Origin of the sequence: Arthrobacter sp. NPDC092385, assembly GCF_044755105.1 — a bacterium.
Lineage (GTDB): Bacteria > Actinomycetota > Actinomycetes > Actinomycetales > Micrococcaceae > Arthrobacter_D.
The window spans coordinates 229554-241868 of record NZ_JBIVQL010000003.1 but is presented as its reverse complement, the minus strand read 5'-3'; the positions used below and the strand labels follow the sequence as shown (position 1 = coordinate 241868).

The window sequence follows — 12315 nt, the reverse complement described above, 5'->3', positions numbered from 1 at the left end:
ACTCGTGCCCCGCCTGCTGGCTTTCGAGCAGCACGACCCAGCGTGGATCAGGGGTAGGTTGTGGTCGTTGATGAGAGGAGCATGCGCGTGACCCTGTCCGGTCCTGTTTCCCTGCCCTTCGACCTGGAGCGGCCGGTGGTCGGCGCGCCCATGGCCGGCGGGCCCTCCACCCCCGACCTCGCCGCCGCCGTCACCAACGCCGGCGGTCTGGGGTTCCTCGCCGGCGGGTACAAGACGCCGCAGCAGCTCGCGGATCAGATCACCACCACCAGGGCACTCACCCGGGGCCCGATCGGGGTGAATCTCTTCGTCGTGTCCGCGAACAACGTGGACGAGGACGAGCTCGAGGCGTACCGGCAGGAACTGAAGTACTACGCCGACCGGCACGGCATCGAGGTCGGCCGAGCGAGGTGGGACGACGACGCCTGGCACGGCAAGCTCGACGTCGTCCGGGAGTTGAGACCCGACGTCGTATCCTTCACCTTCGACTGTCCGCCGGCCGACGTGCTGCACGAGCTGAACGCGCTCGGCGTCCACACCGCCGTCACCGTCACCTCTCCGGACGAAGCACGCACCGCGGCCGATCGCGGCGCACGGATCCTGGTTGTGCAGGGCCCCGAGGCTGGCGGCCACCGGGCGACCTTCGACCCCGCCGCCGAACCCGGCACCGAGCCGCTCCCCGAACTCATCAGCGCCATCAGGAACACGGTCGACCTCCCACTCATTGCAGGAGGCGGCATCAGCACCCGCGATCAGGTCCGCGCGATGCTCGATGCCGGTGCCGCCGCCGTCCAGGTCGGAACCGCCCTGCTCCTGGCGGACGAAGCAGGCACCAACCCGGCCCATCGCTCCGCCCTGCAGGACCCGGCCTTCACCGAAACCAGGGTCACCCGGGCCTTCACCGGCAGGCCGGCCCGCGGGTTGCGCAACAGGTTCATGGACCGCCACGACCGCGCCGGTCACGCGTACCCGCAGATCCACTACATCACGGCACCACTGCGAGCAGCTGCGGCAGCCGCCAACGACCTGCAGGCCCTACACCTCTGGGCGGGTACCGGCTACCGCTCCGCCCGGACCGGGCCGGCCGCCGACATCGTCGCCGACCTCGCACCCTGATTCGTCCACCGCAGTTCCCGTGCGGCTGGTTGTCGTGAACCTTGCGTCCCGGACGGCTTCAGCCCCGGCCACTCACCCGACTACGATGAGCCTCTCGCTCGCAGTGATGTTGATCACAGACGACTTCTGGACATCGCCGTCAGCACTGGGCCTTCTATGGAAACCAAGTACCCGGAGTTGGCAGTACGAGTAGTTGGACCTCTTGGTTGCGTAGTACCTACGCATGCCACGAGATTGCTCAGGTCATAGGTTGATTGCGGTGCTCGCTGGTAGAGCCGGCGATGACGCACCCTTGCCCTTTGGGCGTGACTTCGACCGGTACTGCTTGTTCATGAGCACTCAGGTGCGCCATACCCGGCTTCGGCTACGGCGCTGCTGGACAAACCGTCTCTCATTCACGTCTCACACGAAGTCGCCTTCCCCGCTGGAATGCCGGGATACGAGCGGCCAGGGGAAGAACAATGACCTCTCTGCAGTCTCTCCTTCAGGACTCCTTTGCCCGACGTCGGACGATCGTCATCGTCGTGGCGCTGATCCTCACCGCCCTCGTGCCACTGGCTGACACCATCCTGCCGACCGGGTGGTCCTATGCCCTTCTCGCAGCCGGTGTCCTCCTGCTGATGTTGGCATTGCTGATACTCGCGCGCCCCGACGCATCAACCTCGGGAGGTGAGCGGGCAGAGCGCGGGGGCGGCGCCCGTCCCGGTGCTGGCCTGCTGCTATATCTCTCGCCCGTCATCCTGCTGAACCTGGTCTACCCGCTGGTCAGCCCGACGATGGCAGCAGTCAACGTGGGTGGTGTCCAACTGACATTGGTGGTGCTGGCCTCGTCGATCACCGTGCCGTGGCTCGCGCAAGCTGCGTGCCTGCCGGCGTACCGCGCCATCGGAGACCTCATGGCGGAAAGAGACATGACGGCCATCACCCGTCGTTTCTGCACCACATGGCCTGCCATGTTCGTGCAGGCCCTGCCGCTCGTGATCGTCTTCGCGCTTCCGCTCTGGCTCGCCACACGCTGGTCCTTCACCGCCTTGGCAACCTATGCCGCGCTCTGTGCCCTTCACCTGCTGTTCGTCCAGTCCCTCGTGCTCGCCAATGTCGGAGACCGCCGCGGACTCTGGGCCATCGCCTGGGTCGCATACGCTGCCGCTCTGTTCGTGGCTCCCACCATCTGGTGGCTTCCGCCGCTACTCGGTGCGCTCACGCAGATCGCGGCCATGGGCCGCGGGCTGGGTGCGGTCAGCTTCCGCCGTCGACTCGGAGCCCGTGACTTCTCGACCGACCTGGTCCGCGGTTTGCTGCTCGGAGCGGTGCTCTGGGCCGACAAGTTCGTGTTGTTCCTCGTCACGGACGGCGACTTCCAGGTGGTGATCGTGTTCCTGGCGATGCTGCCCGCCGTCGTCGCCTACAACTACTACTTCGTGAATCTCGCCCCGCGGGTAGACAAAGCCATTACTTCCCTGCATCGAACCATCGCGGAGGAGCCGCTCACCGTTCTGGCCACGCGGTCAAAGAGACTCAGCCGGACCGTGGATCGCGCAATCCTCAGCACCGGAGCAGTGGGCATGGTCCTCACACTCGTGATCTCACTGCTCCTCGAGGGCATCGCACCGGTGAACGTGCTCCTGGCCGTCTCCGTCGGTGTTGCCTCGTGGGCTTTCATGATTCTCACTCTGCTCAGCTACGAACTGGATTACATCGGTGAGAAGGCACTCCCACAGGTTCTCGGCGGTATCCACCTCGCTCTGTGCGTGGCGGCCTTCCTGCTGATTGGTGTTACGCAAACCTCTGGCGGCGCTGCACTCGCCTATGGTGCTCTCGTCGTGGCGGACCTCGTCCTTGTGGCCGTGGCCTGGGTGCTTTACAAGCGCCACTGGACACAGCCCGAATACACGCTTTTCTGGCGGCATGCCACCTCCTGGTAGTCCCCCGGGCTTCAGTCGCCCAGGTTTCGGGCGTCCGGCCTCCACCTCCCATTCGTTGCACCGTCTCACCACCTGACAAGGAAGAACCATGTACGTGTTCAAGACCCCGAAGGCCCGCCGCGCAGCGCTCGAGCAGTCTGCTGTCATCGTCCCGCCGGCCCAGACCGCAGCGTTGCGACACTACGAGGATGTCGACGTCGCGATCGTCATGGAATCCACCTACCCCTACCTCAAGGGAGGGGTATCCGCCGTGGTGCACGACATCGTGACCCACAACCCCGACCTCACCTACGGAATCATTCACATCACCTGGGACTCCGATGCTCCGCACGAGGATCTGTACGGAATGCCGGACAACGTCGTATGGGTGCGTCCGGTGTATCTCAGCATGCAGGAGCACCGGCACGACTTCATGGCCGTATCCGCCAAGGACCTCAACATGGATGCTGTGGAACGCGCGGCACTTGCCAACCGCCTCTTCGACGCTCTCTACGCTCTATCCGAACGGCGTGAGGTGGAACCGCTGTGGGAGCTCATCGACGAGGGGTTCAACGAGCGCACCCGTACTTACCCACTGTGGGCGCTGCTGGGGACACGCGAATTCATGGAAGCCCTCTCGATCCGGATGCCGCAGCTGAATCTGTCCCTTGCGAACTCGTTCTGGACGCTACGCAACTTCCTGTCCCTCGCCTTCGCGATTCTCGGCGAAACGATGCCGAAAGCACGCGTCTATCACGCGCACACCACCGGCTACGCGTCCCTCCTCGGGGCATCCGCAGCCCGCGACCACGACACCTCGTTCCTGCTGACGGAGCACAACCTGTATGTGCGGGACACCGTCAACACCCTGCTGGACCGCAACATGGCGCTCTCCATCACCTCCGAGGATTACCGCACGTTCGACGTCACCCCGGAGCAGCGCGCGTGGATGGCATGGTGGATCGAAATGGGCCACTTCTGCTACCCGAGTGCGGCGATCATCACCTACTTGTACCCGACGGCGATCACGGAAGCCGCCCGCCTGGGCACGGACATCGATAAGGCGGTCGTGGTACCCAACGCCATGGTGATCGAGGAGTTCGAGGACAAGTACCGCGCACGGCTCGAGGCCCAGCAGCAGTTGGCGCAGATCGGCGATGACCACACATGGAAGCTCGTCTACATTGCCCGCGTGGTGCCCATCAAGGGGCTTCTCGACCTGGTCTCCAGTATGGACATCCTGGTTCGCAAAGGCTTCCCGAACCTGCATCTGGACGTCCTCGGCCCCACCGAGCACGTGCCCGAGTACTACGAGGCCTGTCTCGCCAAGATTGAAAGCCTCGGCTTGCAGGACCACGTCACGATCCATGGCACGGTCAATGTCCGCGACATGCTCGACCAGTTCGATCTGCTGGTCCTGCCCAGCTACAACGAGGGCCAGCCCATCGTGGTGCTCGAGGCCATGGCAGCCGGCATCCCCACTGTCGGAACGGATGTGGGCGGGATGCGCCAGCTGATCGGTGACGAGCTCCTCACGTCTGACGGGCGGAAGATCGGATCCTGTGGTGAACTCGTCCTCGCCGGTGACGTGCAGCAGATGGCGGACAACGTCCGCGCTGTCATCGGCGACCGTGAACGCTACGCCGAGTACGCAGCGAATGCGCGCATCCGGGTGCAGGAGTTCTTCCAGATGCACGAGATCATGTCCTCCTACAACGAGATCTACCGGACGGTCGGTGACATCACCGATCTCCGTGCGCTCTCGGCGAGCGATTTCGACGATTTCACCCGTGCGAGCTCATGACGGGGGTCGGCGCCTGGATCAGGTACGGTGACCCGCTCGAGGCCGGGCAACTGGGTTTTGCTGCGGAACATTACCGGGTAGCGATCCTGCAACCCTGGGAGACGGATGCTGCCGAGGAGCTCAAGCGGCTCCGGCCCGACATGACGGTGCTCTGCTACAAGTGCCTGTCCTCGACCAGGAGTTACGAACCCGGTCCGATCTTCACCTCCGGGGTCTCCTACCTTGAAGCGGAGGAGGGGTCAGGCGACGGCGCGCACTGGTTTGCCACCCGGCTGGACGGTTCCCGCATCGAGTGGGAACGCTACCCTGGGCACTGGCAGCTGCGGGTATGGGACCGCGAGTACCAGCGCCGCTGGGTTGAGAACGTCGTCCAGGAACTGCGAGAGTCGCCGTTCGACGGGGTGATGGCAGACAATGACGTCTTCGAGGACTACTACGGTCTGCGTCTGCCGATCGACGGTGCCGCGGACATGGCCGACGTGCGAGCCGCTCTCAGTGAACTCGTGCGTGCTGCCGGTGCGGCACTGAATGCAGCAGGCAAGATCCTGGTGCCCAACATCGCGGAGTCTCGACGCGAGCCGGGAAGGTGGGACGCGCATTCAGCATTCGGAGGAGGATTCGAGGAGGTCTGGCTCGGCTACAGCCCAGTGGACCTGTTCGACCCGGTGACCGCGGAAGCACAGCTGCCGCAAGCGGCCGGGCCCGGGCTGTCGATCCTGCGCGTACCCACTGACGGCGATGACCGACACCCCAACTTCTCCTACGGACTGTCCGCCTTCTGGATCTTCGGCGGAGGCAGGGGCGCCTATTCCGCCACAGCGCATGACGACTACAGTCGCACCCAGTACGCTCCGGAACTCGACTGGCAGTTCGGCTCACCACGCACTGAGCCGAAGGGGAAGAATCATGCATGGTGGCGTGAGTTCGACGGTGGTTTCGCGGCAGTGAACTTCAACCGCGACGGCCGGCGCCGCCGGAAGGTGCGGATCCCTGCGGGCATGGTGGATGCGGACGGACACCCGGCACCATCGACGATGGTATTGCCCCCGCAACGCGGTGTCCTGTTCCGCCGCTCCCCCTGACACGGGAGGTCCTGGCAGGGTTAATCGTCAGGATCTCCGCAGGATTCCTCAGAATCCACCTTGGGGGCAGCTTCTGCCGAGCGCTGTGACCCACTATGTGGATATGAAGCTGAATGCCGTCGGGGCAACTTTCGTTTCCATGGCACTTGCCGCCGTCTTCGCTGTCGGTTCACTCGCATCTCCTGCGAGTGCCGGCAGCCTGACAACGAGTACCGGGCAGCAATTACCCGCCTACCTCCAGGGCTACCGGCAAGGCCAGCTCCTGTGCCCCGGAGCAGCCCTGACCGGCAAGGTCTCCGTCGCGATCGTCGACCCCATGATGGCCACCACGGATGCACCAGGAGACTGCACACTCCCCGACATGAAAGCGGCCAATCCGGGCACCAGGTTCCTCGCCTATCTCAATATCGGCGCCATGAGGGACTTCGAGTCGTGGAACGGCGTCTTCCAGAACTCGTGCGCGGACACCGCCACGGCTGCCGGCCGACAGTTCGCCGTCACCACGACCAACCCGAGAGTCGCCCGTAACGAGGATGGATTCGCGAGCTATCCCGGCTTCTCGTACCTCACCGTCGCCGACCTGTCACCGGCCTACGCGGACGCATGCGCAGCCACGGCGCATACCATCCTCACGACCGACGCCCAGCGTGGAACGACGAACGCCGCTCCGGCCCGCTTCGACGGCATCTTCCTGGACGACGCTTCGATGTCACCATCCCACGGACAGGACATGGTCGATGTCGGTCAGTGGGGTCCGTGGGTGAACGACGACGCCTATGGCCGAGCGCTGATCGCAGCCGTGCAGCGCTTCGACGCGACCCTCACGCGCGCCATGGGCCGCGATGTCCCCGTCGCACTCAACCTGGGTGTCTACCCCGCGTGGAGCAACCAGGTGAACCTCGCGAAGGAACTGGCCGCTACCCGCAGCGTCGACTTCGCCCTCCGCGAGCACGTCGTGGCCAGCGGCACGGGCAGTCCGCTGCCGCTCGTGGACCTGGAACAAGCCAGCGCCGCATACCAGGCCATCACCGCCGCCGGCATGCCCGTGGTCGAGCACGACTACTCCGTGCCCTTGCGAGAACTGCCGACGACGGCATACCGCCAGGGAGCCGACATCGGCAATGTGGCGCCGTGCCTCCGCGACTCATTCGGAGCGCGGGCCGCGGTCGTCGCCGCTGCGAAGAATCGCCGCACACTCGATCACCGCATGACCCTCGGACACCTGCTGCAGACACGGACGGCGGCAGCCAAGGGAATGACAGTGACGCATTCTCAGGCCGAGCCCACATGCCAGGACAACGCCTGGGACGACGACGCCAACTTCGAAACCGTCACCACAGCGTCGGTCACTCTGCCCGACTCGCAGGTGACTGCGTTGACCCGGGCAGCGAACTCCGGCGCTTATGCCACCGCAGCACCGCTCAGGTTCGCCGGGGTGAACGTGGTGAAACTGTCCAACGGGAGCGTCGTCGCGGTCAACACCACGACCATCACCCGCTCCGTCACCGCGTACGGTAAAACCCTCAGCGTCCCGGCGCGATCTGCAACCATCGGATGAACGGCGGGACCAGAACCTGAAGCAGGTACTACTTGTGGTGGTTCGCCTACTGCGAGTAGTAGCGCGAGGGGAACCAGTGTCTGAGCATCCAACCTTAGGTATGCAGTACTCGCGCCTCGCTTCAGCGGTTCCCATATCGTGTATCGGGGGCGACGATACGCCCTCTCTTTCGGGCTGATGTCGTCCCGCCCAATCGCTGCTCTTCTCTTGAGACCAGAAGAAGCTGGCGTGAGGCAGCCTTCGTTCCCCAGCGGTAAGGCTGTTCTCGAGTGGATCGGCGGCGTCGAGAGCTCTCCTGAGACCGGAGCTTCATCAAGGCGCCGCCGGTTCCCCTCGGGCGGCGCGTCGGCCGGTTGAGACCACAGCCTTCGTAGGCTGTTCACCTCCAGTCCCGGTAGGGGCCACCCGCCCGTGACTCCCCCTCGACAGCGTGGAACCGACACCACCGCTGCCCGACGAGGAGCCACCCGTGAACCCTTTTCTCCGCGCCTTCACCGTCCTGCTGTCCGCCGTCCTGGTCACCGGGGCCGCCAAGCCGGCCGTCGAGGACTTCCCCGCCACGATCGACGGCGGCGCCTGGCCCGCCGGCCACGTCCAGGGGATCGCCGTCGACACGGAGAACGAGGTCGTCTACTACTCCTTCACCTCGATGCTCGTGAAGACCGACCTCGACGGAACCGTCCTCGGCACCGTCACCGGCTTCACCGGGCACCTCGGCGACCTCGACTTCAACGAGAAGGACGGCCGCGTCTACGGGTCGCTCGAGTACAAGGAGGCGGAGTCCTTCTACATCGCGATCTTCGACGTGGACAGGATCACCGGGCTGGACATGGACGCCGAGACCGACGGCATCGTCACCGCCGTCTACCTCGACGAAGTGGTGCAGGACTTCACCGCGGACCTGGACGGGAACGGCGTCTTCGACGGCAACATCGCCGACACCCCGGACCACCGGTACGGCAGCAGCGGGATCGACGGCGTCTCCTTCGGCCCGGCGTTCGGCCGCAAGAGCGGCAAGCAGCTCCTGACGGTTGCCTACGGCGTCTACTCGAACACGGAGCGCACCGACAACGACCACCAGGTGCTGCTGCAGTACGACGTCACGCGCTGGAAGAAGTACGAGCGGCCCCTCACGCAGGCCGCCCCCCACACCAGCGGGCCCGCCAGCACCGACGGCAAGTACTTCGTCTACACCGGCAACACCACCTACGGCGTGCAGAACCTCGACTACGACGCCTCCACCCATACCTGGCTCCTCGGCGTCTACAAGGGCGTGAAGGAGCAGTTCCCGAACTACTCGCTGTACGCGATCGACGGTTCGTCGCGTCCCGCCCGGGGCCTCCTCGAGGGTCAGCCGACCCACGAGGAAGGCCTGCTCCTGCCCCTCCTCCAGCAGGGCCTCCAGCACGAGCCCACGGGCATCCGCGGCTGGAACTTCACGGCCGACGTCGGACTCGAGTCCCTCGGTGGCGGCTACTTCTACATCGCGACCCAGGGCAGGGTCGTCGAGGACGGCGTCACCCAGCAGACCGCCGTGCTCGATCTCTACCGCTGGACCGGTGCGGCGGAGTCGCCCTTCGAGCTCATGGTCCGGTAGCTCACCCCGGGCCTCCACTGACCATCCCGGTTCTCACCCGCCGGGTGGGAGGGGCGATGGTTTCGCCGTCATCGATGTCCGAATTCTCGATGCCCCACCGCATACCCCTGATCCCTTCGCTGGGCGAACCGGCTCGGCCCCGTGGTCCCGATCTGGCGACCCCGGCGGGGAGTGGTACAGAATGCGTTCATGGACATCACCGACAACGGACCGAACCCGAATGCGTTCCACATCGAGAGTGCTACCACGCAGAACGCCGATTACCGCCGCGTTGCCTGGACGGGCAAGCACCTGCAGGTGACGCTCATGTCGATCGAGCCCGGCAGCGCGATCGGCCTCGAGGTGCATCACGGTACCGACCAGTTCCTGCGCATCGATGCCGGGAGGGGCCGCGTGAAAATGGGCCCCTCGAAGGACGACCTCCCGTTCCGGCAGGACGTCGAGGACGGCTGGAGCATTCAGGTTCCCGCCGGCACATGGCACGACGTCGAGAACATCGGGGACGAACCACTGCGCCTGTACACCATCTATGCACCCACGCATCACGCGCAGGGCATAGTGCAGGAGACACCGGAGGACGCCGAGAAGGATGAGGAGCAGGGCCGCGACGACCCGCCGTCGTGGGTCGAGGAAGTCGACGACAAGGGCGAAGAGAGCGCCTGAGTCTCTGCACCGCGAAGACACCGCCGAGCGTTGGGCTGCCTTCGTCCGTTGCACAGTATCTTCTGTGGGCGACCGCTCTGCTGATGGTGCTCGGGTGTGAACCAGCCGATGCGAGAGCTGTCACAGTTCCAGACAGAGGACCATCGAGATAGTCCATGTGCTATACCTTTTGCTGTCATCCGCTCCGGCGATGCCAGGAGCGATTTCTCGAGTGCAAAGGGGCAATCATGAAGAAGAGCACCGCGACGATCACCCTGGGAGCAGCAGCGGCATTCACCGCACTGTCGGCAGCGCCGGCCCACGCCTTCCCCTACCAGAACTGTGACCAGGCAGCCGCTGCGGCTGTCTACAACATCCCGGTCGGATCGCCGGCCTACAGCGCGGCGCTCGACGTCGACGGCGACGGTATTGCCTGCGAGAGCGATCTCTACGACTACCGTCCCGAGTTCGTCCCGGGCGGCACCACGGAGATCCGGGGAGCGGAACCCACGCAGGTGGGCCAGATGCCCGTCGGCGGAGCGGACACCGGTGTAGCCCAGGATCCTGCTACCGGGACTGCGCCGCTGGCCCTCGGCGCCGGACTCCTGCTCGCAGCCGTGGCCGGCGGCACCTTCGTCGTCCGCCGCCGCGGAACCGGGGCCTGACCTGCAGGACCAGGACCACAGCACAGAAACGCACTGCCCATGACGATCAGGCGAGGCGATCGCCGCAGGAGCCTTGTCGCTGCTGTGGCGATCGCCGTCGGCCTGCTGGCAGGGTGCGCCGCGGCACCCGATCCTGCGTTCCGACAACCTTCCGCAACGGCGGGTCCAGCACCCACCGGGCTTCCTCAGGCCTCGTCGCAGCAGCCCGTGGAGCACCTTCCGGAGGTCCTGCCGGCGTCCCGCCCGGTCTCCGTCCACATCCCGTCGACGGGCACGACGTCGGAGCTCATCTCCCTCGGACTGCGGGACGACGGCACGCTCGACGTGCCGCCGGGTGATCCGGGCGCTCCGTCCGGCTGGTACAACCTCTCCCCCACGCCCGGCGAGCGTGGACCAGCGGTCCTCCTGGGGCATGTGAACGCGACCGACGGCGGCCCTGGTGTTTTCGCGGACCTGCGGGACCTGGGCGAGGGTGACACCGTCTCGGTGACCAGGGAGGACGGCACGACGGCGATATTCGCCTTCCAGCGCGGCGAGCAGTATGCCAAGGACGCCTTCCCCACGCAGGAGGTGTACGGCAACACCGCCGGCGCCGAGCTGCGCCTGATCACCTGCGACGGTTTCGACCCCGAGTCGGGTCGTTTCGACGACAACTACGTGGTCTACGCGACGCTCATCGCCGGATAGGTCGGCCTCCGGCGGAGAGGATGCACAGGACCGCCAGGTGGCCCGCTCGGCCCTCGTCAGGGGGCGTGCGGATGCTCGGTGAGCCAGGTTCGCGCCTCGTCGGTCGAGGTGAAGTGGGACGTCGGGTAGGGCGGCTCGTGGACCTGGATGAAGAACTCGGCGAGGGTCTCATCGACGGCAGACGGCCCGACGATCGCCATCGCCGCGATGTTCAGCTCGGTCGCGAAGGTCTGGAGTGCGCAGCGGCTCAGGGAGACCATGCCGTTGAGTTGGACCAGCATGGGCGGGCAGAGGCCCGGGCAGACCGCATCGGCGCGCCGCACCAGCGCCCGTGCGTCCTCGTCGGTGACGCTCGTGCTCCGGTTCCAGCTCACCCACAGGACGCCGTCACGCATCGCCGCCGTGAACGGCTCCGTCTCCGCCGCCAGCCCTGGCGTTCCAGCCGGCGCCGACCGCGATACTGTCACTCCGTGCCCCATGCTCACTACCCCCTTGTGATCACACGCGTGCTCGGCACATTACAGATTCGACGAGGCAATGGCGAAAAACCCGGCACCTGCCGGCACAGCCGTGGGAGCCGAAAGGCCGGCCCCGACGTCGTCGGGACGGGCCTTTTGGGTGCAACCAGGTCGGTCAGCTGATCGCTGCGCGCAGTTTCTTCGCGGCCTGGGCCGGGTCGTCGGCACTGTAGATGCCGCCGCCCACGACGGCGACGTCCGCACCCGATGCCTGCACATCCCTGACGGTGGCGAGCTTCACGCCTCCGGCCACGGAGAAGGCGACGCCGGCCTCCTTGCCCGAGGCCAGGAGGGTGTTGAGGTCGTAGCCGTCCTGGGCCTGCTCGTCGAGTCCGGCGTGGAACTCCACGAACTCGGCGCCGAGGTCGGTGACCTCCTTGGCGCGTGCTGCCTTGTCGTCGACGCCGATGAGGTCCACGACCACGCCCTTGCCGTGGGCCTTGCCGGCCTTGATGGCTCCGGCGATGGTGGAGTCGTCCGCGACACCGAGGACGGTCACGAGGTCGGCGCCGGCCTTGAAGGCGATGTCGGCTTCGAGCTCGCCGGCGTCCATGGTCTTCAGGTCCGCGAAGACGATCTTGTCCGGGTGGGCTTCCTTGATGGCGGTCACGGCGGAAAGTCCGGCGTTCTTGACCAGCGGGGTGCCGAGCTCGATGATGTCGACGTACTCGGCGACCTTCCCGGAGAGCTCGAGGGCGTCTTCGACGGTCAGTACGTCCATGGCGAGTTGCAGTTTCATGGT

Annotated in this window: 11 protein-coding genes; 9 read left to right on the top strand and 2 right to left on the bottom strand. The window is 65.8% G+C overall.

The features are described from left to right. The first annotated feature begins 81 nt into the window (after positions 1 to 81). The 9 genes from ACIQCY_RS06155 (at position 82) to ACIQCY_RS06115 (ending at position 11055) form a co-directional block, all read left to right on the top strand. On the top strand, positions 82 to 1116 hold the full coding sequence (locus ACIQCY_RS06155) for a nitronate monooxygenase (RefSeq protein ID WP_400483009.1): 1035 nt from the start codon (positions 82 to 84) through the stop codon (positions 1114 to 1116). Between the two features lie 461 nt (positions 1117 to 1577). Continuing rightward, the gene (locus ACIQCY_RS06150) at positions 1578 to 3041 is read left to right on the top strand and encodes a hypothetical protein (RefSeq protein WP_400483008.1); all 1464 of its coding nucleotides are present in this window, start codon (positions 1578 to 1580) and stop codon (positions 3039 to 3041) included. A gap of 88 nt (positions 3042 to 3129) precedes the next feature. Beyond that, a complete protein-coding gene (gene pelF, locus ACIQCY_RS06145) occupies positions 3130 to 4824 on the top strand; it encodes a GT4 family glycosyltransferase PelF (RefSeq protein ID WP_400483007.1) in 1695 nt (564 codons plus the stop codon). Next, entirely contained in the window at positions 4821 to 5906 is a 1086-nt protein-coding gene (locus tag ACIQCY_RS06140; protein ID WP_400483006.1) for a putative glycoside hydrolase, read from the top strand. The genes pelF and ACIQCY_RS06140 overlap by 4 nt, the downstream gene beginning before the upstream one ends. A 139-nt stretch (positions 5907 to 6045) precedes the next feature. Continuing rightward, positions 6046 to 7464: a hypothetical protein gene (locus tag ACIQCY_RS06135; RefSeq protein ID WP_400483005.1), complete on the top strand. Its 1419-nt coding sequence runs from the start codon at positions 6046 to 6048 to the stop codon at positions 7462 to 7464. A 469-nt stretch (positions 7465 to 7933) separates the two neighbouring features. After that, complete coding sequence (locus ACIQCY_RS06130; RefSeq protein WP_400483004.1) at positions 7934 to 9061, top strand: hypothetical protein; 1128 nt, start codon at positions 7934 to 7936, stop codon at positions 9059 to 9061. A gap of 189 nt (positions 9062 to 9250) precedes the next feature. Further along, complete coding sequence (locus ACIQCY_RS06125; RefSeq protein WP_400483003.1) at positions 9251 to 9724, top strand: cupin domain-containing protein; 474 nt, start codon at positions 9251 to 9253, stop codon at positions 9722 to 9724. A gap of 227 nt (positions 9725 to 9951) precedes the next feature. Further along, on the top strand, positions 9952 to 10368 hold the full coding sequence (locus tag ACIQCY_RS06120) for an excalibur calcium-binding domain-containing protein (protein WP_400483002.1): 417 nt from the start codon (positions 9952 to 9954) through the stop codon (positions 10366 to 10368). A 39-nt stretch (positions 10369 to 10407) separates the two neighbouring features. Further along, positions 10408 to 11055 (top strand): class F sortase, encoded by a 648-nt coding sequence (locus ACIQCY_RS06115; RefSeq protein ID WP_400483001.1) that lies wholly within the window; start codon positions 10408 to 10410, stop codon positions 11053 to 11055. A 56-nt stretch (positions 11056 to 11111) separates the two neighbouring features. Here ACIQCY_RS06115 and ACIQCY_RS06110 read toward each other — a convergent pair whose 3' ends face one another. Together ACIQCY_RS06110 and hxlA are read right to left on the bottom strand one after the other, a co-directional pair. Next, entirely contained in the window at positions 11112 to 11522 is a 411-nt protein-coding gene (locus ACIQCY_RS06110) for a hypothetical protein (RefSeq protein WP_400483000.1), read from the bottom strand. A gap of 166 nt (positions 11523 to 11688) precedes the next feature. Next, positions 11689 to 12312, bottom strand: a complete 624-nt coding sequence (gene hxlA / locus ACIQCY_RS06105) for a 3-hexulose-6-phosphate synthase (protein WP_400482999.1) — start codon at positions 12310 to 12312, stop codon at positions 11689 to 11691. Between the last annotated feature and the right edge of the window lie 3 nt (positions 12313 to 12315).

What these genes read in the sequence shown, in the direction of transcription:
- ACIQCY_RS06155 (WP_400483009.1), top strand. Translation starts at nt 82, where the DNA reads ATGCGCGTGACCCTGTCCGGTCCTGTTTCCCTGCCCTTCGACCTGGAG.
- ACIQCY_RS06150 (WP_400483008.1), top strand. Translation starts at nt 1,578, where the DNA reads ATGACCTCTCTGCAGTCTCTCCTTCAGGACTCCTTTGCCCGACGTCGG.
- pelF (WP_400483007.1), top strand. Translation starts at nt 3,130, where the DNA reads ATGTACGTGTTCAAGACCCCGAAGGCCCGCCGCGCAGCGCTCGAGCAG.
- ACIQCY_RS06140 (WP_400483006.1), top strand. Translation starts at nt 4,821, where the DNA reads ATGACGGGGGTCGGCGCCTGGATCAGGTACGGTGACCCGCTCGAGGCC.
- ACIQCY_RS06135 (WP_400483005.1), top strand. Translation starts at nt 6,046, where the DNA reads ATGGCACTTGCCGCCGTCTTCGCTGTCGGTTCACTCGCATCTCCTGCG.
- ACIQCY_RS06125 (WP_400483003.1), top strand. Translation starts at nt 9,251, where the DNA reads ATGGACATCACCGACAACGGACCGAACCCGAATGCGTTCCACATCGAG.
- ACIQCY_RS06120 (WP_400483002.1), top strand. Translation starts at nt 9,952, where the DNA reads ATGAAGAAGAGCACCGCGACGATCACCCTGGGAGCAGCAGCGGCATTC.
- ACIQCY_RS06115 (WP_400483001.1), top strand. Translation starts at nt 10,408, where the DNA reads ATGACGATCAGGCGAGGCGATCGCCGCAGGAGCCTTGTCGCTGCTGTG.
- hxlA (WP_400482999.1), bottom strand. Translation starts at nt 12,312, where the DNA reads ATGAAACTGCAACTCGCCATGGACGTACTGACCGTCGAAGACGCCCTC.